This is a genomic window from Streptomyces sp. NPDC037100 (assembly GCF_055606225.1).
In genome coordinates this window covers 325,570-344,331 of sequence record NZ_JBVJSX010000005.1, presented here as the reverse complement: position 1 = coordinate 344,331, position 18,762 = coordinate 325,570, and the positions used below count along the sequence as shown (strand labels likewise).

The 18,762-nt window shown below is 71.5% G+C and carries 17 protein-coding genes and 1 tRNA gene; 9 read left to right on the top strand and 9 right to left on the bottom strand.

Going from position 1 to position 18,762, the window contains the following annotated elements; genetic code table 11:
* Nucleotides 1–268: 268 nt before the first annotated feature.
* The 6 genes from iolC to ACZ7EG_RS19025 are packed head-to-tail and all read left to right on the top strand — an operon-like array spanning nucleotide 269 to nucleotide 7,286.
* Complete coding sequence (iolC, locus tag ACZ7EG_RS19050; protein ID WP_471079689.1) at nucleotides 269–1,246, top strand: 5-dehydro-2-deoxygluconokinase; 978 nt, start codon at nucleotides 269–271, stop codon at nucleotides 1,244–1,246.
* A gap of 13 nt (nucleotides 1,247–1,259) precedes the next feature.
* On the top strand, nucleotides 1,260–2,138 hold the full coding sequence (locus ACZ7EG_RS19045) for a Cgl0159 family (beta/alpha)8-fold protein (RefSeq protein WP_471079686.1): 879 nt from the start codon (nucleotides 1,260–1,262) through the stop codon (nucleotides 2,136–2,138).
* Nucleotides 2,139–2,180: 42 nt separating this feature from the next.
* Nucleotides 2,181–3,074, top strand: coding sequence for a 5-deoxy-glucuronate isomerase (gene iolB, locus ACZ7EG_RS19040; RefSeq protein ID WP_471079684.1), 894 nt, complete (start codon nucleotides 2,181–2,183; stop codon nucleotides 3,072–3,074).
* Nucleotides 3,071–4,945: a 3D-(3,5/4)-trihydroxycyclohexane-1,2-dione acylhydrolase (decyclizing) gene (iolD, locus tag ACZ7EG_RS19035; protein WP_471079681.1), complete on the top strand. Its 1,875-nt coding sequence runs from the start codon at nucleotides 3,071–3,073 to the stop codon at nucleotides 4,943–4,945. Before iolB ends, iolD begins: the two co-directional genes overlap by 4 nt.
* Before the next feature lie 40 nt (nucleotides 4,946–4,985).
* The gene (locus ACZ7EG_RS19030; RefSeq protein WP_471079678.1) at nucleotides 4,986–6,479 is read left to right on the top strand and encodes a CoA-acylating methylmalonate-semialdehyde dehydrogenase; all 1,494 of its coding nucleotides are present in this window, start codon (nucleotides 4,986–4,988) and stop codon (nucleotides 6,477–6,479) included.
* A 21-nt stretch (nucleotides 6,480–6,500) separates the two neighbouring features.
* Nucleotides 6,501–7,286, top strand: coding sequence for a GntR family transcriptional regulator (locus tag ACZ7EG_RS19025; protein ID WP_471079675.1), 786 nt, complete (start codon nucleotides 6,501–6,503; stop codon nucleotides 7,284–7,286).
* 26 nt (nucleotides 7,287–7,312) lie between these two features.
* Here ACZ7EG_RS19025 and ACZ7EG_RS19020 read toward each other — a convergent pair whose 3' ends face one another.
* From ACZ7EG_RS19020 to ACZ7EG_RS18995, 6 genes are all read right to left on the bottom strand, one after another.
* Complete coding sequence (locus ACZ7EG_RS19020) at nucleotides 7,313–8,137, bottom strand: DUF427 domain-containing protein (protein ID WP_471079672.1); 825 nt, start codon at nucleotides 8,135–8,137, stop codon at nucleotides 7,313–7,315.
* A 176-nt stretch (nucleotides 8,138–8,313) separates the two neighbouring features.
* Nucleotides 8,314–9,501 carry an ABC transporter ATP-binding protein gene (locus tag ACZ7EG_RS19015; RefSeq protein WP_471079669.1) on the bottom strand — a complete coding sequence of 396 codons (1,188 nt, stop codon included), beginning with the start codon at nucleotides 9,499–9,501 and terminating at the stop codon, nucleotides 8,314–8,316.
* A gap of 26 nt (nucleotides 9,502–9,527) precedes the next feature.
* The gene (locus tag ACZ7EG_RS19010) at nucleotides 9,528–10,361 is read right to left on the bottom strand and encodes a carbohydrate ABC transporter permease (protein ID WP_471079666.1); all 834 of its coding nucleotides are present in this window, start codon (nucleotides 10,359–10,361) and stop codon (nucleotides 9,528–9,530) included.
* A complete protein-coding gene (locus tag ACZ7EG_RS19005; protein WP_471079663.1) occupies nucleotides 10,361–11,320 on the bottom strand; it encodes a carbohydrate ABC transporter permease in 960 nt (319 codons plus the stop codon). The genes ACZ7EG_RS19010 and ACZ7EG_RS19005 overlap by 1 nt, the downstream gene beginning before the upstream one ends.
* Nucleotides 11,321–11,390: 70 nt before the next feature.
* Nucleotides 11,391–12,635 (bottom strand): ABC transporter substrate-binding protein, encoded by a 1,245-nt coding sequence (locus ACZ7EG_RS19000; RefSeq protein WP_471079661.1) that lies wholly within the window; start codon nucleotides 12,633–12,635, stop codon nucleotides 11,391–11,393.
* Nucleotides 12,636–13,061: 426 nt separating this feature from the next.
* Nucleotides 13,062–13,135: transfer RNA gene (locus ACZ7EG_RS18995), tRNA-Pro, on the bottom strand.
* A 98-nt stretch (nucleotides 13,136–13,233) separates the two neighbouring features.
* Between ACZ7EG_RS18995 and ACZ7EG_RS18990 the strand changes: the two genes are divergently transcribed.
* Complete coding sequence (locus ACZ7EG_RS18990; RefSeq protein WP_471079659.1) at nucleotides 13,234–13,794, top strand: DUF309 domain-containing protein; 561 nt, start codon at nucleotides 13,234–13,236, stop codon at nucleotides 13,792–13,794.
* Between the two features lie 85 nt (nucleotides 13,795–13,879).
* A complete protein-coding gene (gene cobF / locus ACZ7EG_RS18985; protein ID WP_471079658.1) occupies nucleotides 13,880–14,650 on the top strand; it encodes a precorrin-6A synthase (deacetylating) in 771 nt (256 codons plus the stop codon).
* A 180-nt stretch (nucleotides 14,651–14,830) separates the two neighbouring features.
* On the opposite strand, the gene ACZ7EG_RS18980 is transcribed toward cobF, so the two are convergent.
* Nucleotides 14,831–15,571: a cobalt-precorrin-6A reductase gene (locus ACZ7EG_RS18980; RefSeq protein ID WP_471079655.1), complete on the bottom strand. Its 741-nt coding sequence runs from the start codon at nucleotides 15,569–15,571 to the stop codon at nucleotides 14,831–14,833.
* A gap of 86 nt (nucleotides 15,572–15,657) precedes the next feature.
* Between ACZ7EG_RS18980 and ACZ7EG_RS18975 the strand changes: the two genes are divergently transcribed.
* Entirely contained in the window at nucleotides 15,658–16,458 is an 801-nt protein-coding gene (locus tag ACZ7EG_RS18975) for an HAD-IIA family hydrolase (protein WP_471079652.1), read from the top strand.
* Here the strand turns inward: ACZ7EG_RS18975 and ACZ7EG_RS18970 are convergent.
* Both ACZ7EG_RS18970 and ACZ7EG_RS18965 read right to left on the bottom strand, forming a co-directional pair.
* Nucleotides 16,444–17,217, bottom strand: a complete 774-nt coding sequence (locus tag ACZ7EG_RS18970; protein ID WP_471079649.1) for a sulfite exporter TauE/SafE family protein — start codon at nucleotides 17,215–17,217, stop codon at nucleotides 16,444–16,446. The genes ACZ7EG_RS18975 and ACZ7EG_RS18970 overlap by 15 nt on opposite strands.
* A gap of 251 nt (nucleotides 17,218–17,468) precedes the next feature.
* On the bottom strand, nucleotides 17,469–18,656 hold the full coding sequence (locus ACZ7EG_RS18965; RefSeq protein ID WP_471079646.1) for a thiolase family protein: 1,188 nt from the start codon (nucleotides 18,654–18,656) through the stop codon (nucleotides 17,469–17,471).
* Nucleotides 18,657–18,762 lie beyond the last annotated feature (106 nt).

Below are 18,762 nucleotides of genomic sequence, written 5' to 3'. Positions count from 1 at the left end.
GGATCCGTGGTCCCGGAGCCTTACGGAGTCCGGATCATGATGCCGCAAGCGGACTGTCGTGATGCCACGGGATACAAGTCCCTGCCGCGCCCGCTGTCAATACTTTGTTAAGACATCATTTCACGAGCAGGTCCGAATGTAAGTACAAACTATTGACAGCGCCGCCCTCCGGGACCTACACCTGGGGGCGGCAGGTCCCGTGGATCCACGCCCCACGGTGTCAGGGCGCCCCAGGGCCCGCATCCCCAGCTTCCCGAGGAGGTCGCGCATGGCCGAGCCAGCCCAGCATTTCGATGTGATCACGATGGGCCGCATCGGGGTCGACCTCTACCCCCTGCAGACCGGCGTCCCCCTGGAGAAAGTGGAGACGTTCGGGAAATTCCTGGGAGGTTCCGCGGCCAATGTGGCGGTCGCCGCCGCCCGCCTCGGACGCCGCACGGCGGTGATCACGCGCACCGGCGACGACCCGTTCGGCACCTACCTGCACGAAGCGCTGAAGGGCTTCGGCGTCGACGACCGCTGGGTCACCCCGGTCGGGGCGTACCCGACGCCGGTCACGTTCTGCGAGATCTTCCCGCCGGACGACTTCCCGCTGTACTTCTACCGCCGCCCCAAGGCGCCGGACCTGGAGATCCACACCGACGAGCTGGACTTCTTCGCCGTCCGTGACGCCCGGATCTTCTGGATCACCGGCACCGGCCTGAGCGAGGAGCCGAGCCGCTCCGCGACGCTCGCCGCCCTCAAGGCCCGCGACAGGGCCGGCATCACCGTCTTCGACCTCGACTGGCGCCCGATGTTCTGGCGCGACCCCGAGGAGGCCCGCCCGTACTACCGCGAGGCCCTGCGGCACGCCACGGTCGCGGTCGGCAACCTGGACGAGTGCGAGATCGCCACCGGCGTGCGCGAGCCGCAGGCCTGCGCGGACGCGCTGCTGGAGGCGGGCGTGCAGCTGGCCGTCGTCAAGCAGGGCCCCAAGGGCGTCCTGGCCGTGCACCGCGACGGCACCCGGGCCGAGGTGCCGCCGGTGCCGGTCGAGGTGGTCAACGGCCTGGGGGCGGGCGACGCCTTCGGCGGCTCGCTCTGCCACGGTCTGCTCGCCGGCTGGGACCTGGAGCGGACCATGCGCCACGCCAACGCCGCCGGCGCCCTCGTCGCCTCCCGCCTCGCCTGCTCCTCCGCGATGCCCACCGAGTCCGAGGTCGCGGACCTCCTCGCCGGGGTGCCGTCGCCGAGCACGAGCCACTGAAACGGAGCCTTCCTTGAACATCGGCATCCCCGACCTCACCACGGTCAGAGCCCGCAATCCCGAGGCCGTCGCCGAGGCGGCGGCCCGCCGGGTGCGCCGCCCGCTGGTCGGCGACAGCGGCCGCCTGATGATCGTGGCCGCCGACCATCCGGCCCGCGGCGCCCTCGGGGTCGGAGACCGGCGCCTGGCCATGGCCAACCGCGCGGACCTGCTGCAGCGGCTGTGCACGGCGCTGTCGCGGCCCGGCGTCGACGGGGTGCTCGCCACCGCCGACATCCTGGAGGACCTGCTCCTGCTCGGGGTGCTGGAGAACAAGGTCGTCATGGGCTCGATGAACCGCGGCGGACTCGCCGGGGCCTCCTTCGAGATGGACGACCGCTTCACCGGCCACCGCGCCGAGGACATCGACCGGCTCCGCTTCGACGCGGGCAAGCTCCTGGTCCGCATCGACTACGACGACCCGGGGTCACTGACCACGCTGGAGTCCACCGCACGGGCGATCGACGCCATGGCGGCCCGCAAGCTCCCCCTTTTCGTCGAGCCTTTCATCTCCCGGCGGGTCGACGGCAGGGTCCGCAACGACCTGTCCGCCGAAGCGGTCACCCGGTCCGTCGCGATCGCCTCGGGCCTGGGCGGCACCTCCGCCTACACCTGGCTGAAGCTGCCCGTCACCGACGACCCTGACGACATGGCCGAGGTTCTGGAGACCTCGACGCTGCCCGTCGTGCTGCTCGGCGGCGAGGTCGGCGAGGACCAGGAGGGCGCCTACGAACGCTGGCGCAAGGCCCTGCGGCTGCCCACCGTCCAGGGCATGGTGGTCGGACGGTCGCTGCTCTACCCGGCCGGGGGCAGCGTGGAAGAAGCGGTGGACACCGCCGTCGGCCTGTTGTGAACCGGTCCGTGACTCGCTCCGCTGTGATCCGAAAGGCACACGATGACGTATCACCTCCCCGCGGGTAAGGCCCTCGGCGGCCCCTACACCGTCGACATCACTCCCGAGAAGGCCGGCTGGGGCCACTCCAGCCTGCGGATCCTGGAGCTGCCGCCGGGCGGCGCGCACTCCTTCGACACCGGTGACAGCGAGTGGATCGTCGTCCCGCTGAGCGGCGGCTGCACGGTCGCCGCCGCGGACGACTTCGGCCAGGAGACCTTCGAACTGACGGGCCGCGCCGACGTGTTCAGCGGCGTCAGCGACTTCGCGTACGTGCCGCGCGACGCCCGCGCGACCGTGACGTCCGCCGCGGGCGGCCGGTTCGCGCTGACCGGCGCGCGCTGCACCCGCCGACTGCCCGCCCGCTACGGCCCGGCCTCCGAGGTGCCGGTGGAGCTGCGGGGCACCGGGAACTGCTCCCGGCAGGTGAACAACTTCGGCGCGGCCGGGGTCTTCGAGTGCGACAAGCTCATCGCGGTCGAGGTGATCACCCCGGGCGGCAACTGGTCGTCGTTCCCGCCGCACAAGCACGACGAGCACCGGCCCGGCGAGGAGTCCGTGCTGGAGGAGATCTACTACTTCGAGTTCGCCGGTCACGACGGCGTCCCCGGCCTCGGCTACCAGCGCGTCTCCCCGTCCGGCCCCGGCCGGGACACCGACGTGCTGGCGGAGGTGCGCGACGGCGACGTCGTCCTCATCCCGGACGGCTGGCACGGTCCGTCGATGGCCACCCCCGGCCACCACATGTACTACCTCAACGTCATGGCGGGCCCGGAGGCCGAGCGCGCCTGGCTGATCTGCGACCACCCCGACCACGCCTGGGTCCGCGACACCTGGCCGGACCAGCCGGTCGACCCCCGCCTCCCCCTCTACACCGCCCCGGAGACCTCCGTATGAGCGCCCCCACCCGCCGACTGACGACCGCCCAGGCGCTGGTGCGGTTCCTGTCCGCCCAGTACACCGAGCGGGACGGCGTGCGCCGCCGGCTGATCGCCGGGACCTGGGGCATCTTCGGCCATGGCAACGTTGCCGGAGTCGGCCAGGCGCTCCTGGAGGCGGGCGAGCACGTCATGCCGTTCCACCAGGGCCGCAACGAGCAGTCCATGGTGCACGCGGCCGTCGGCTACGCCCGGCAGCTGAACCGCCTGTCCGCGCAGGCGGTGACGACCTCCATCGGCCCGGGCGCCACCAACCTGGTCACCGGCGCCGCCCTGGCGACCATCAACCGGCTGCCGGTGCTGCTCCTGCCCGGCGACTACTTCGCCTCGCACGCCCCCGACCCGCTGCTCCAGCAGCTGGAGCACCCCGCCGAGGCCGACGTGTCGGTCAACGACACTCTGCGCCCGGTGTCGAGGTACTTCGACCGGATCACCCGCCCCGAGGCGCTGATCCCCTCCGCGCTGCAGGCGATGCGGGTGCTGGCCGACCCGGCCGAGACCGGTGCCGTCACCCTCGCTCTGCCCCAGGACGTGCAGGCCGAGGCGTACGACTGGCCGGAGGAGTTCTTCGCCGAGCGCGTCTGGTACGTACGGCGTCCCGCGCCGGACCCGGTGGAACTGGCGGCTGCCGTCGAGGCGATCAGGTCGGCCGAGCGGCCGCTGATCGTGGCGGGCGGCGGCGTCCACCACAGCGAGGCCGAGCAGGCCCTGAAGGCGTTCGTGGAGGCCACCGGCATCCCGGTCGCCTCCACCCAGGCCGGCAAGGGCTCGCTGCGCCACGACCACCCCGCCGACCTCGGCGGAATCGGCCACACCGGCACCGCGGTCAGCGACGAACTCGCCCGCACCGCCGACCTGGTGATCGGTGTCGGCACCCGCTACACCGACTTCACCACCGCCTCCGGCACCCTCTTCCAGAACCCGGACGTGCGGTTCCTCAACCTCAACATCACCGCCTTCGACGCCCACAAGCTGGCCGCGCGGACGCTGGTGTGCGACGCGCGGTCCGGCCTGGAGAGGCTGGCCGAGGGGCTGGCCGGGCACCATGTGTCCGAGGCCTACGAGGCCGAGTACCGCGCCGGCAAGGAGCGCTGGGACGAGGTGGTCGAAGCCGCCTACCGCGCCGCCGACGAGAACGCGGTCCCCACCCAGACGCAGGTGCTCGGCGCGCTGGACGCGACCGTGGGCGACGACGACGTGGTGATCAACGCGGCCGGTTCGCTCCCCGGCGACCTGCACAAGCTGTGGCGCTCCCGCAGCCCGCGCCAGTACCACCTGGAGTACGGCTACTCCTGCATGGGCTACGAGATCCCGGCCGGCATCGGCGTCCAGCAGGCCGCCCCGGGCACCCCGGTCTGGGCACTGGTCGGCGACGGCACCTACCTGATGATGCCGACGGAGATCGTCACCGCCGTCCAGGAGGGCCTGCCGGTCAACATCGTCCTGATCCAGAACCACGGCTACGCCTCCATCGGCGGGCTGTCGCAGGAGACGGGCGGCGAGCGCTTCGGCACCGCCTACCGCTTCCGGGCCGCCGACGGCACCTTCACCGGCGCCCCGCTGCCCGTCGACCTCGCCGCCAACGCGGCCAGCCTCGGCATGGACGTGCTGCGCGCCAAGACCGTGCGCGAGCTGCGCGAGGCGCTCGCGGCGGCCCGTGTCTCCGACCGGCCGACGTGCGTCTACGTCGAGACCGACCCGGCGGCCACCGCTCCCCCGGCCGAGGCCTGGTGGGACGTGCCGGTGGCCGAGACCGCCACCCGGGAGGCCGCCGTCGAGGCCCGCGAGCGCTACGACCGCCACGTGGTGGACCGTCGGCACCACCTCTGAACTCCCCTGAACCCAGGCTCCACGAAAGGCCCCCCGCACCATGAAGACCATCACCCACTGGATCGACGGCAAGCCCGTCGAGGGCACCTCCGGCCGGTTCGGCCCCGTCTACAACCCGGCGACCGGCGCCCAGGAGAAGCAGGTCGCCTTCGCGTCCGTCGACGAGGTCGATGCCGCGGTCGCCTCCGCCAAGGCCGCCTTCGAGAGCTGGGGGCAGTCCTCCCTGGCCAAGCGCACGGCGATCCTGTTCAAGTACCGCGAGCTGCTCGACGCCCACCGCGACGAGATCGCGGAGCTCATCACCGCCGAGCACGGCAAGGTGCACTCGGACGCGCTCGGCGAGGTCGCGCGCGGCATGGAGATCGTGGAGCTGGCGTGCGGGATCTCCGTCCAGCTCAAGGGCGAGCTGTCCACCCAGGTCTCCACCCGGGTGGACGTGGCCTCGATCCGCCAGCCGCTGGGCGTGGTCGCGGGCATCACGCCGTTCAACTTCCCGGCGATGGTACCGATGTGGATGTTCCCGCTGGCGATCGCCTGCGGGAACACGTTCGTGCTGAAGCCGTCGGAGAAGGACCCGTCGGCCTCCCTGCGGCTGGCCGAGCTGGCCACCGAGGCGGGTCTGCCGGAGGGCGTCCTCAACATCGTGCAGGGTGACAAGACGGCCGTGGACCGCATCCTGGAGCACCCGGACATCGAGGCGGTGTCCTTCGTCGGCTCGACGCCGATCGCCAAGTACATCCAGCGAGCGGCCGTCGAGCACGGCAAGCGGGTGCAGGCCCTGGGCGGTGCCAAGAACCACATGCTGGTGCTGCCCGACGCCGACCTGGAACTCGCCGCGGACCAGGCGATCAACGCCGCGTACGGCTCGGCGGGCGAGCGCTGCATGGCCGTGTCGGTGGTCGTGGCCGTGGGCGACATCGGCGACGAGCTGGTCGGCAAGATCGCCGAGCGTGCGAAGAACCTGCGGATCGGCCCCGGCGACGACCCGGCGTCCGAGATGGGTCCGCTGATCACCCGTGAGCACCGCGACAAGGTGGCGTCCTACGTGGCGTCGGCCGCGGAGCAGGGTGCCGAGGTCGTCGTGGACGGCACGGGCTTCTCGGTGGACGGCCACGAGAACGGCTTCTTCCTCGGCGTCTCCCTGCTGGACCGGGTGCCGCTGACGGCGGACGCCTACCGGGACGAGATCTTCGGCCCGGTGCTGGCGGTCGTGCGTGCGGAGACGTACGAGGAGGCGATCCAGCTGATCAACTCCTCGCGCTGGGGCAACGGCACCGCGATCTTCACCCGGGACGGTGGCGCGGCCCGCCGCTTCCAGCTGGAGGTCAAGGCGGGCATGGTCGGCGTCAACGTCCCGATCCCGGTCCCCGTCGGCTACCACTCCTTCGGCGGCTGGAAGGACTCCCTCTTCGGCGACCTGCACGTCTACGGCAACGACGGCATCGCCTTCTACACCCAGGGCAAGGTCATCACCACCCGCTGGCCCGACCCGTCCGACGGCGGCATCAACCTCGGCTTCCCGAGCAACTCCTGACACCCGTAAGGGGGTTCATCCATGGCGAAGTCCGGTGACCGGGCCCGCGCCACGGCCGCTCCGGCGCTCGGCGCGCTGGACTTCGCCCTGGACCGGAGCAGCCCCGTGCCGCTCTACCACCAGCTCGCGCAACAGCTGGAGGCGGCGATCGAGCGCGGGGTCCTCGCCCCGGGGAACCTCCTGGGCAACGAGGTGGACCTGTCGGTCCGCCTCGGCCTGTCCCGCCCCACCGTCCGCCAGGCCATCCAGTCCCTCGTCGACAAGGGGCTGCTGGTCCGGCGGCGCGGCGTGGGCACTCAGGTGGTGCACAGCCAGGTCAGACGCCCGCTGGAACTGAGCAGCCTCTACGACGACCTGGAGGCGGCCGGGCAGGGACCGACCACCGAGGTCGTGCGCAACGAGACCGTCCCGGCCGCCTGCGACGTGGCCGCCGCCCTCGGTGTGCCGGAGGGCGGTGAGGTGACCGTCCTGGACCGGCTGCGCCGCACCCACGGCCGGCCGGTGGCGCTGCTGCGCAACTACCTTCCGGCGTCCCTGCTCGACCTGGACAGCGCCCGCCTGGAGTCGACCGGCCTGTACCGCGTGATGCGCTCGGCGGGCATCACCCTGCACAGCGCCCGCCAGACCGTCGGCGCCCGCGCGGCCACGGCGGACGAGGCGTCCCGCCTGGACGAGGAGGAGGGGGCGGCGCTGCTCACGATGCAGCGCACGGCGTACGACGACACCGGACGCCCGGTCGAGTTCGGAACGCACCTCTACCGGGCCTCGCACTATTCGTTCGACTTCCAGTTGCTGGTGCGGCCGTAAGCGGTGGCCCGCCCCGCTCGACGGCTTCAGGAGCGGCTCCGCCCCCGCAGCATCCGGCTGAACGGCGTGTCCGGCCGCTCCAGGCGCTCGCCGTCCAGCGTGATGTCGACGACCTCGTTGAAGAAGGCGACGCGCCCCTGGATCGCCGCCACGGCGGGCAACGGCTCGGGATAGGTCCACGCGAGGTTGGGCGGCACGTCGGCCCCGCCGCGCCAGGACCAGTAGGAGGCGGTGCCCTTGTAGGGGCATCCGGTGTGGTGGTCGGTGGCGTCGAACAGGTCGAGGCGGACGTCCTCGCGGGGGAGGTAGTACCGGGTGGGCAGGGACGTCTCGAAGAGCAGGACGGGAGCGTGGCTGTCGGCGACGGCCCGCCCGTCGATCTCGACCTGCACGTGCCGGCTGCTCGGCAGCGCGTCGACGCGTTTGTGCGGGTCACGGGGGTGGATGAAGATCTCCTCGTCCTCCTCGTACCAGTGGTCGAGGCCCGTGTCGGTGCGCAGGAACCATTCGAAGGCGATGTGGCCGGCCAGGTCGTCGGCGGGGAACGTCCAGGCCGCGTTCTCACGCAGCTCTCCGTCGGCGTCGAGGTCGTAGAAGACCCGGGAGCCGGTGTGGGTGCCCGTGGGCGGGCTCCCGGCCGGGCGGAGCAGGTCGGTGCGGACGTCCTCCTCGGGGAAGGCGTACTGCGGCACGGGCAGGTGAGGCTCCCAGACGAGCACCGGGTGGCGGCTGTCGACGACGGTGACGTCGCCTTTGCGGCCGCGCACCCAGCGCTCGCTGGGCTCCCACATGAGGCCTTCCGGGGTGGTCCTGATCGAGCGGGCGGCGGGGTGGGCCGGGCGGGTGGTCATGGCCGGTGCTCCTTCCGGAGGTCCGGATGCCGTCTTCCTCCACGGTCCACGGTGTCAGTGCACCGCGTCCAGCCGGGCGCTGCTCCGGGGTCGGATCCAGATCCACCGCGGCCAGGTTCTCCTCGGGCCGGGCGGCCGAGGAGACCCGGGGGGATCGTGCCCTGTGTGGTGCGTCGTCAGTTCGCCCTCAGTGGATGCGTGAGGTTCGCTCCGGTCGCCGGGTCGAACACGTGCGCCTTGGCCATGTCGACCTGCAGCTCTACCGGTTCTCCCTCGCGGGCACGCGTGGCGGCGTCCAGGCGGGCCACGATCTGCTGGGTGTCCGCGCCGGTGTCGCGCAGGCCCGAGTCCTTGGCGAGCTCCTCCAGTTCGGTGGTCGTGGCGGGTCCGCCCTCCGCGGTGAAGTAGACGTACGCGTCGGAGCCCAGGGACTCCAGCACGTCCACGGTGGCGGTGACGGCCGGGCCCGTCCGGCCCCGGTCGTGTGACAGGGCCACGTCCTCGAATGCCTCCGGTCGCAGCCCGACGATGACCTCACGGGGCGCGTTCTGGCGTTCCAGCGCCTGCCTCGTTCGGTCGTCGAGGGTGAGGTCGCCCAGGGACGAGCGCAGGGCGCCACCCTCGAGGGTGGCGTTCAGGAAGTTCATCGCCGGGGAGCCGATGAAGCCCGCGACGAAGATGTTGCGCGGCAGGTCGTACAGCTCGGCGGGGGTGCCGATCTGCTGGACAAGGCCCTGTCTCATGACCACGACGCGGTCGCCCAGCGTCATCGCCTCGGTCTGGTCGTGGGTGACGTACACGGTGGTCGTACCGAGGTTCCGCTGCAGCCGCGAGATCTGGGTGCGCATCTGTACCCGGAGTTTGGCGTCCAGGTTGGACAGCGGCTCGTCCATCAGGAACGCCTCGGGATCACGGACGATCGCCCGCCCCATGGCCACCCGCTGGCGCTGACCGCCCGAGAGGTTGGCGGGCTTGCGGTCCAGATGCTCGGTGAGGTCGAGGATCCGGGCGGCGTGCGTCACCTTGGCGTCGATGGTGTCCTTGTCCACCTTGGCCAGACGCAGCGGGAAGCCCATGTTCTCCCGGACGTTCATGTGCGGATACAGGGCGTAGCTCTGGAACACCATGGCGACGTCACGTTCCTTGGGGGCCAGGTCGTTGACGACTCGGTCCCCGATGCGCAGGGTGCCCTCCGTGATGTCCTCGAGTCCGGCGATCATGTTCAGGGTGGTGGACTTTCCGCATCCCGACGGACCGACCAGGATCACGAACTCGCCGTCGGCGATCTCGAGGTCCACGTCCTTCACGGCGAGGGACCCGTCCGGAAAGCGCTTGGTGACTCCCTCGAGGATGATCTCGGCCATGGCTGGTGCCTCCTTGCCTTCCCCGGTCAGCCCTTGACTGCCCCGGAGGTCAGTCCGGCGACGATCCGCCGTTGGAAGAACAGGACGAAAACGATGATCGGGATGGTGATGACCACCGCGGCGGCGGCGATCGACCCCGTGGGCTGCTGGAACTGGGAGCTCCCGGTGAAGAACGCGATCGCGGCCGGCACGGTGCGCGCTGACTGGGTGGACGTCAGCGAGATCGCGAACAGGAAGTCGTTCCAGCAGAAGATGAACACGAGAATGGCCGTGGTGAACACGCCCGGCGCGGCCAGCGGCGCGATGACCAGCCGAAAGGCCTGTGCGGGCGTCGCCCCGTCGACCTTGGCGGCCTTCTCCAGATCCCATGGGATCTCCCGGAAGAACGCCGACAGGGTGTAGATCGCGAGCGGCAGCGAGAAGGTCATGTACGGGATGATCAGCCCGACCCAGGTGTCGAAGATCCCGATGATCCGTTCGATGTTGAACAGCGGTGAGACCAGGGAGATCGGCGGGAACATGGCGATCAGCAGGGACATGCCGATGAGCAGTTGCTTGCCGGGGAAGCGCAGCCTGGCCACCGCGTACGCGGCCATGGTGCCCAGCGCCACCGCGATCACCGTGGCGATCAGGGCGATACCGATCGAGTTGATCAGTGCGCGGGTGAACTCCGAGGTGTCGAAGATGCCCCGGTAGTTCTCCAGGGTCCAGTCCCGGGGGATGTAGTCGCCGTCCGTGAGGGTGCTGGGATCCTTGAACGACAGCGCGGCGATCCACCACACCGGGAACAAGGCGTACAGCATCACCACCACGTTCACGACGCCCCATCGGAGGGCATGCGTCTTACCCACGGCGGCCATCAGCGCTTCACCTCCGCGCCGGGTGCGGCGGCGCCGAACAGCTTGACGAAGGCGAAGGCGATGATCCCGACGCAGATGAAGATCAGGACCGAGATCGCCGACCCGATGCCCAGGTTCAGCGCGGTGAACAGGTTGTCGTACCCGAGGATCGACAGCGAGCCGGTCCCCTGGGCGCCCGCGGTCAGGATGTAGATGTTGTCGAAGATCCGGAACGCGTCCAGTGTGCGGAAGAGCAGTGCCACGAGGATGGCCGGCTTCATCAGCGGCAGCATGACCTTGGTGAAGCGCTGCCAGGCGGTCGCACCGTCCACCATGGCCGCCTTCAAGGTCTCCTCGGGGACCAGCGCGAGGCCCGCGAGCAGCAGCAGGGCCATGAACGGCGTCGTCTTCCACACCTCGGCGAGGATGATCAGCCAGAGGGCGGGCCACTGCTCGGTCAGTGGAGCCTCCCCACTGGGCAGCAACTCGGCGAGGTATCCGAGATCCGGGGTCCAGGCGTACTGCCAGGAGAAGGCGGCGACCACGGTGACGATCCCGTACGGGATGAGAACGGACGTGCGGACGGCGCCGCGCCAGAAGATCGTGCGGTGCATGACCAGGGCGAGCCCCATTCCGAGGACAAGTTCGATCGCCACGGACACCGCGCTGATGAACAGCGTGACCCAGAAGGCGTCCCACCAGAACGGGGAGGACAGCACCGCCCCGTAGTTGCTCAGGCCCACGAACTCCGCCCGTCCGGGAAAGCGCAGGTCGTACCGCTGCAGGGACAGATAGACGGCGTATCCGATGGGGTAGGCGGTCACGGCGACCATGACGACGACGGCCGGCGCACAGAGCAGCCAGCCGAGCCGCCGCTCCTGCCTGGCCCCCGCCGAGAGCGCCGCCCGGTCCGGTCCCGCCGGCTCCGTCTCCGCCTCGGGGGGCGGTGGTGGCCCGGCGGGTTGCGCCCGCGTGCTCATCTCGGGCCGCCCGGGTACGCGGCCCGCGCGCGGCGGCGCGGGGCGGCGAAGTGGTGCGGGAGGTGGTGGTTCACGGGATCACACCCTCGGATCGCAGGGCCTCGTCGATCTGGTCCCCGATGGTGTCGACCGAGCTCTCCGGTGTGATCCCGGACGGCGGAGACAGCGTGTGGGAGACCGCGATCGACACGTTCTGGTAGACCGGAGTGATCGGGCGCACGCTCGCCGACTCCAGTGCGGCCAGCACCTCCGCGGAGAAGGGGTACTCCTTCATGAACGCGGGCTCGTCGTACAGGGCGCGCAGGGTGGGCGGCAGACCGCCCTCGAGCGCGGCGGTGAGCTGGTTCTCCCGGTTGCGCAGGCACAGCGCCGCCTCGAAGGCCAGGTCGGGGTGGCGCGAGTAGGCGCTCACCGCCAGGTCGATGCCGCCGATGGTGGGCCGCGCCGGGCGGTTCGCGTCGACCCGAGGGTACGGCGCCCAGCCGAAGTTCTTGAACAGCGCGGGGTTGTTCGCCTTCATCGACGGATAGACGAACGGGTAGTTGAGCTCGAACGCCGCCACCCCCGACTCCATGGCGAGACGGTTCTGGTCCTCCATCTGGTTGGGCAGGGAGGGGTCCGCGGCCGGGGACTTCGCCAGATCACGCATGATGCCCGCGGCCCGCACAGCGGGAGGGCCGAGGGAGGGCGCGGTCGCGCTCGCGTTGAGGATGGAGCCGCCCGCACTGTTGATCAGCGTGTTGAACCAGGCGGTCAGGCCCTCGTACTGGGCGCCCTGGATCTCGACGAAGTGCGGTTTGCCCTGCCGGGCGAGGGCGCCGGCCATGTCCAGCATCTCGGCCCAGGTCCTGGGCGGAGTGGGCACCAGGTCCTTGCGGTACCACAGGAGCTGGGTGTTGGTGTTGTACGGGACCGCGTACAGCCTGTCCTTCCAGGTCGAGGTCTGCAGCGGTACGCGCAGGGTGCCCTTCACGGCCTGGCGCTTCGCCGCCCCCGTCCATTCCCGGATCCAGCGCGCCTCGGCGAACTCCGCCGCCCAGGTGACGTCCAGGCCCAGGATGTCGAGCGAGTCGTCCTCGGCGGCGAGTCTGCGGACGAGCTGCTGGCGCTGGCCGTCCGCGGCACGCGGGAGCTTGTTGTAGCTGATCCGGTAGCGACCGCCCGACGCCTGACCGCACCGGTCGGCCGCCTTCTGGAGCGCACCGGAGTCGTCGGGAAAGTTGTACCAGTTGAGGGTGGGCGTACCGGAGCCTTCGTCGCTGCCACAAGCCGCGAGCACCGACGCCAGCAACGGCAGTACGGCGAACGCCCGCAACCATCGCGCCCCTTTGGGGCGTCCCTTCCGACCCGAAACGGGCCGGCAGCCGCACCTCACGTGCACCGCTCCACACCTCGCTTCCGGACGATGGCACGAGACTCGGACCTCGCAGCGTTTCCTGCGGCGAACACTAAAGACCACTTAAAGCAACATCAAGGACATAACGCATCGAATCGCTCATCGATCTGCCAGGGAACCGCACCGCCCGGGCGAAGCCGCGATCACGGAAGGGGGGGCCGCCATGCGGCGAGCGCGAGTACAAGGCACGCGACGGCGAGATGAAGACGGCGCGGAAGGGCGCAGCCGGCGAAGGTCATCCACGTTTGTGAGGAACCGTGAGACGCGACCCCGAGAAACGATCAAGGGCCTTGTCTCACCGAAGTGATCCAAGGCCCTGACCTACGATGACAGCCCATCGAACTGTCGGGACGACAGGATTTGAACCTGCGACCCCTTGACCCCCAGTCAAGTGCGCTACCAAGCTGCGCCACGTCCCGGTGCGCGCCACCCGCGGTGAGCCGCGTGATCGCGCGAACAGCACCTTACCCCACACCCCTGGCCGCGCCGAAAACGGGCCGGGCGGGACAATCGGTCTATGGGCAGCACAGGAGAGACCGGCTCGGGCCGGCCGGGCGACACACGGGACCGCGACGGTGAGGGGCGGGCGCGCAACGCCCGGCCCCGGGACGGCCTCGGACGGCCCCTGCCGTACGGCACGGACGGTGTGCCCCGGCAGCCCGAGGGCGTCGTCCGCACCCCCGAGGAGACCGTCGCCGAGGCGCAGCGGCTGCTGGACGAGGGCAAGCCGTTCCACGCGCACGAGGTCTTCGAGGACGCGTGGAAGTCGGGGCCCGACCAGGAGCGCGAGCTGTGGCGCGGGCTCGCCCAGCTCGCCGTGGGGCTCACGCACGCCGCCCGGGGGAACCTGACCGGCGGCGCCCGGCTCTTGCGCCGCGGGGCGGGAGCGGCCGAGGCCTGGGTGTCCGAGGCCGGGCAGGCCCTGCCGCACGGGATCGACGTCGCGAGCGTGGCTGAGTGGGCGCGGGAGCTGGCCGGGCAGGTGGAGCGGGACGGCCGGGCGGTGGACGCGGGGGCGCGGGCGCCTCGGCTGCGGAGCGGGACGCCCGGGAGCCGACCGGCACGCCGAGAGGGCTGAACCCGGACCGCGGCGGCGGGCGGGCGGCCGCCGGCAGGGCGACCGCGGTGAAAGGGCCGTCCACGCCGTGCGGCAGACTCGGGGCGTGCGAAAGATTCATGTCATCGGTATCGGCGCGGGCGACCCCGACCAGCTCACCCTCCAGGCGGTCAGGGCGCTGCGGAGCACGGACGTGTTCTTCATCCTGGAGAAGGGCGAGGTGAAGGCGGACCTCACCGGGCTCCGCCGGGACATGCTCGAGGCACACGTGCCCGAGGGGACGTACCGCGTCGTCGAGGCGCGTGACCCCGAGCGGGACCGGAGCGCCGGCGGCTCGGCCTACTCCCCCGCCGTCGGGGACTGGCGCAGCGCCCGTGCCGACATCTACGAGCGGCTGATCGCCGAGGAGCTCGGCGAGGAGCAGACCGGCGCCTTCCTGGTGTGGGGCGATCCGTCGCTGTACGACAGCACGCTGGGGATCCTGGAGGAGGTGCTGGAGCGGGGCGCCGTGGCGTTCGAGTACGACGTCGTGCCCGGCATCAGCAGCGTCTCGGCGCTCGTCGCCCGGCACCGCACGGGCCTCAACCGCGTCGCCCGGCCGGTGCAGATCACCACCGGCCGACGGCTGGCCGAGGGCTTCCCGGAGGGCGTGGACGACGTGGTGGTGATGCTCGACGCCCACCAGACCTTCCGGCAGTACGCGCGGGAGGACGTCGACATCTACTGGGGCGCCTACATCGGCACCCCGGACGAGATCCTCGTCTCCGGCCCGATCGCCGAGGCGGCACCACGCATCGAGCGGCTGCGGGCCGAGGCCCGTGAACGCAAGGGCTGGATCATGGACACCTATCTGCTGCGCCGGCACCCCCGCGACTGACGGGACCGGCGGGCCCGTCACCAGGCACCCGGGCGGACATTGCGGCCTGCGCACGAAGCCCAGGCTCGTGGCTGGAACCCCAGCACCTGTTCGTGCTGGGCAAGGGCATCGGCCTGTACGGAGAGATGCTGAGGATCGCCGTGCGGAGAAGTCCCTCAAGGCCGGCTCGGTGTGAGGGCCCTACCCCAGCCCCAGCCGTTCCAGCACGCCCTCCACATCGGCTACGGCCGTCACGCCGTCCGGCAGCGGCGGCCGCTCCACGACCACGACCGGCAGCCCGAGGTCCCGGGCCGCCGTCAGTTTGGCCGCTGTGGCCGCTCCCCCACTGTCCTTGGTCACCAGGACGTCGATGTGGTGCTCGCGCAGCAGGGCCGTCTCCCCCGGAACGGTGAACGGGCCGCGGGCGAGCAGCACGTGGGCGCCGGGGGGCAGCGGCGGCTCGGGGGGATCCACCGACCGCACGACGAAGTGGAGGCGCGTCAGGTGGGCGAAGGAGGCCAGGCCGAGGCGCCCGGTGGTGAGGAACACCCGGCGGCCGAGGTGTGGGAGCAGGTCCGCGGCGGCGTCCAGTGAAGGGACCGGGTGCCAGTGGTCCCCGGGGCCGGGCCGCCATCCGGGCCGGCGGAGCACCACGGCGGGGACACCGGTCTCGGTAGCGGCGCGGGCGGCGTTGGCCGTGATCGACTCGGCGAAGGGGTGTGTGGCGTCGACGAGCGCGTCCACGCCCTCCTCCCGCAGCCAACCGGCCAGCCCCCGGGCCCCGCCGAAGCCCCCGACGCGCACTTCCCCGTCGAGCGCCCCGGGCTCGGCGACGCGCCCCGCGAGGGACGTCGTGACGCGGACGCCGGGGCGCGTGGACAGCACCGCGGCCAGGGCACGGGCCTCGGTCGTGCCGCCGAGGATCAGGACGTGAGGGGACACGGCGTCGAGCGTACGAGGTCCCGTTCTGCCTGGGGCCGGCCGGGTGCCGACCGGCGAGCACGGCCCCCGGTCGTTATCGTCCTGGCATGGAGTCCGTGCGTGCCGTGCTCGTGGACATCGACGGGGTGCTCACCGTCTCGTGGCGGCCGTTGCCCGGGGCCGTCGAGGCGTTGCGGGAGATCCGGGAGGCCGGGCTCGGCGTCCTGCTGGTCACCAACACCACCTCACGTACCCGGGCGTCGATCGCCGGGACGCTGGCGGAGGCGGGGTTCCCGGTGTCCGCCGAGGACATCCTGACGGCGCCCGCCGCCACCGCCGCATACCTGGCCGAGCACTGTCCCGGTGCCCGGTGCGCGCTGCTGAACAGCGGTGACATCGCGGAGGACCTGGACGGTGTCACCGTCGTCGAGGCGGGCGACACCGGCAGCGTGCCGGATGTCGTGCTGGTCGGCGGTGCCGGTCCCGAGTTCGGCTATGCGGAGCTCGACCGGGCCTTCGGGCATCTGCAGCGCGGGGCCCGGCTGGTGGCGATGCACCGCAACCTGTACTGGCGTACGGCCGAGGGGCTGCGGCTGGACACCGGGGCGTTCCTGGCCGGGCTGGAGCGGGCCGCGCGGGTGGAGGCCGAGATCACCGGCAAGCCGGCGCGGGCGTTCTTCGCGTCGGCGCTCGCACGGCTGGGCGTCGGCGCGGACGAGGCGGTGATGGTCGGCGACGACGTCGAGTCCGACGTGCTGGCGGCTCAGCGGGCCGGGGTCACCGGGGTGCTCGTGCGGACCGGGAAGTTTCAGGAGGAGACGCTGCGGGCCGCCGACGGCACGCCCGACCACGTGATCGACTCCTTCGCGGACCTTCCGGCGCTGCTGCGGGAGTCAGCGCAGCAATAGCTGCAGACCGCCCACGATCGTCGCCGCGATGACGAGCTGCTCGAACAGCCGCTGGTCGATCCGGTGCACGGCCCACTTGCCGAACAGTGCGCCGGGCACGACGAACGCCACGAGCGCGAGGTCGAGGAGCAGGGAGCGGCCGTCGATCAGGCCGAGGCCCGCGCTGAAGGGCAGCTTGGAGACGTTGACGATCAGGAAGAAGAAGGCCGAGGTGCCGAGGAAGCCGAGCTTGCGGAAGCCCGCGGAGAGCAGGTACATCGACATCACGGGCCCGCCCGCGTTGGCCACCATGGTGGTGAAGCCGCCCAGGACACCGTAGGAACGGGCCTTGAGCCGGCCCGACCGGGTGGTGACCGACTCCGGTTCCTCCTCCCTGTCGGCCGTGCGCCGGCGCCAGACCGTCACCGCCGCCATCAGCAGCAGGATCGCGCCGATCGAGGTCCGTACGACCGCGTCGTCGGCCCACAGGAGGAACACCGTGCCGACGACCACGCCCGCGGCCACCGCGGGGAACAGCCGCCACAGCGTGGGCCAGTGCGCGTGCCGCCGGTAGGTGGCGACGGCCAGGAGGTCGCCGGCGATCAGCACGGGCAGCAGCACGCCGGTGGAGGCGCGGGCGGGCAGCACCGCCGCGAAGATGGCCAGACTGACCGTGTTGGCCCCGCTCACGGCGGTCTTCGAGAAGCCGACGAGCAGGGCCGCGAAGGCGAGGGCGGCGAACTCCCAGCCGGTGATGTGCCAGAGCGTCATGGTGTTCATGCGAACACTGATGCTATGTGCAACGAACCGGCGCTCGTAAGCGCTGTCTCGCCTGGTGGGCGCCGCCGGCAGTGCTAGGTCGTGTCCGCAAAGTCCCGCCTGCCCCACGACGCCTGGCACGCACTCTCGCCGCACCGGACGAAGACCCAAGTACGTCCAGTACGAGGGGCTCCGCCCGGCACGCCGAGAGCACGCACCAGACACCGCGGGGCCCGCCCTCCGGGCGGACGACGGGACTTTGCGGACACGACCTAGGGCCGCTCGACGAGGACGGCGCTCCCCTGCCCCACCCCGACGCACATCGTGGCCAGTCCCCGCCCCGCTCCCGTGCGCCGCATGCGGTGCAGCAGCGTCGTCAGGATGCGGGCTCCGGAGCAGCCCAGGGGGTGGCCCAGCGCGATGGCGCCGCCGCTGGGGTTGACCAGTTCCGGGTCGATGCCGAGTTGATCGACGCAGGCCAGGGCCTGAGCGGCGAAGGCCTCGTTGAACTCGGCCTCCTCCAGGTCGCCCACGCTCCAGCCGGAGCGGGCCAGCACCTTGCGGGTGGCGGGGACGGGTCCGATGCCCATGACGTCGGGGTGGACACCCGCGGAGGCGCCGGCGACGTAGCGGCCGAGGGACTCGAGGCCCAGGTCGTTCAGGGCGTCCTCGCTGACGAGGAGGAGGCCGGCGGCGCCGTCGTTCATCGGCGAGGCGTTGCCCGCGGTGACCGTGCCGCCGTCGCGGAAGACCGGCTTGAGCCGGGACAGCTTCTCGTACGAGGTGTCCTCGCGGACGCATTCGTCGGTGTCGACGACCACGCCGTCGGGGCGCTCCACGGGGAGGAGTTCGTCGTCGAAGTGGCCGTTCTTGCGGGCCAGGGCGGCGCGCTGGTGGCTGCGCAGGGCGAAGTCGTCCTGGCGTTCGCGCGGGATGCCGTACCGCGCGGCGACCTCCTCGGCCGTCTCGCCCATGGCCAGCAGGCCGTGCAGTTCGCGCATCGCCGGGTTGACCAGGCGCCAGCCGAGGCGGGTGTCGGCGGTCTCCATGCGGTGCGGCAGGGCCTCGTCGGGGCGGGGCAGGACGAAGGGGGCGCGGCTCATGGACTCGGAGCCGCCCGCGATCACGATGTCGGCCTCGCCGGCGGCGATGGTGCGGGCGGCCGTGGTCACGGCTTCCAGACCCGACGCGCAGAGGCGGTTGACCGTGGCTCCGGGCACGGAATCGGGGAGGCCCGCGAGCAGCGCGGCCATGCGGGCGACGTTGCGGTTGTCCTCGCCTGCCTGGTTGGCGGCGCCCCAGTAGACGTCGTCGATCCGCGCCGGGTCCAGCACGGGCACGCCGGTGACCAGGGCGCGGACCACCGTGGCGGCGAGGTCGTCGGGGCGGACCGATGAGAGGGCTCCCCGCAGCTTGCCGATGGGGGTGCGGCGGGCGGCCGCGAAGTGGACGGGACGCACGGAGGGCTCCTCACATCGCGCATCAACGCGCATTAATTAGCACTGCTAGTTTCGAACTATAAGCCCTGGCCCGCCGGCTGTGAAGATTCCGCGCCTCCCCGCGTTC